Below are 1,139 nucleotides of genomic sequence, written 5' to 3'. Positions count from 1 at the left end.
CTAGTGTCGTGCGCCGGAAATCCGCCAGGTAAGTCTAGTGTGGGTTGATGGCGCGGATTGGACGTCCTCCTGCTGTGGTGACGTTGACCGAGCAGGAGCGGGAGACGCTGCAGCGGTGGGCGCGGCGGGCGAAGTCGTCGCAGGTGCTGGCGCAGCGGTGCAGGATCGTGCTGGCGTGCGCGGATGGCCTGCCGGGCAAGCAGATCGCCGAGGATCTGCGGGTGCATGAGGCGACGGTGACCAAGTGGCGCAGGCGGTTTCTGCAGGATCGGCTGGACGGCCTGGTCGATGAGCAACGGCCGGGCCGGCCGCCGTCGATCACGGTGGACCAGGTCGAGGAGGTGATCGTGGCGACGCTGGAAGAAACCCCGCGCAACGCCACGCACTGGTCGCGGGCGTCGATGGCCGAACGCACCGGCTTGAGCAAGTCGACCATCGGCCGGATCTGGCGCGATTTCGGCCTCAAGCCGCATCGTGCCGAGACGTTCAAGCTCTCCACCGATCCGCTGTTCGTGGAGAAGGTCGTCGATGTTGTTGCCCTGTATCACAATCCGCCCGAGCGGGCGGTGGTGCTGTGCGTGGACGAGAAAAGTCAGATCCAGGCGCTGGACCGGTCCCAGCCGGTGTTGCCGATGATGCCGGGCATGCCCGAGCGGCGCACCCACGACTATGTCCGCAACGGCATCACCAGCCTGTTCGCCGCGTTCAACGTCGCCGACGGCACGGTGATCGGCGAGTTGCACCGCCAGCACCGCGCCACCGAGTTCCGCAAGTTCCTGGTCACGATCGACAAGACCGTGCCCGCCGAGTTGGACGTGCACCTGGTTTGCGACAACTACGGCACCCACAAGACCCCGGCGATCAGGACCTGGCTGGCCCGCCATCCCCGGTTCCATATGCACTTCACCCCGACCGGATCCTCCTGGATCAACCAGGTCGAACGCTGGTTCGGCTTCCTCACCGATCAGCAGATCACCCGAGGCGCACACCGCAGCGTCCAGGCGCTGGAGAAAGACATCCGCGCCTGGATCGCCGACTGGAACACCCACCCACGGCCGTTCATCTGGACCAAGACCGCCGAAGAGATCCTCGAGTCACTCGCACGCTTTTGTAGGCGAATTTCTGGCGCAGGACACTAG

Annotated in this window: 1 protein-coding gene; it reads left to right on the top strand. The window is 65.4% G+C overall.

Features of this window, described 5'->3' with window-relative positions:
• Window positions 1-47 precede the first annotated feature (47 nt).
• Window positions 48-1,139 (top strand): IS630 family transposase, encoded by a 1,092-nt coding sequence (locus G7043_RS47450; RefSeq protein WP_166056398.1) that lies wholly within the window; start codon window positions 48-50, stop codon window positions 1,137-1,139.

Source organism: Lentzea alba (assembly GCF_011067745.1).
Taxonomy (GTDB): domain Bacteria; phylum Actinomycetota; class Actinomycetes; order Mycobacteriales; family Pseudonocardiaceae; genus Lentzea; species Lentzea alba.
This window is presented reverse-complemented; position numbering and strand designations above follow the sequence as displayed.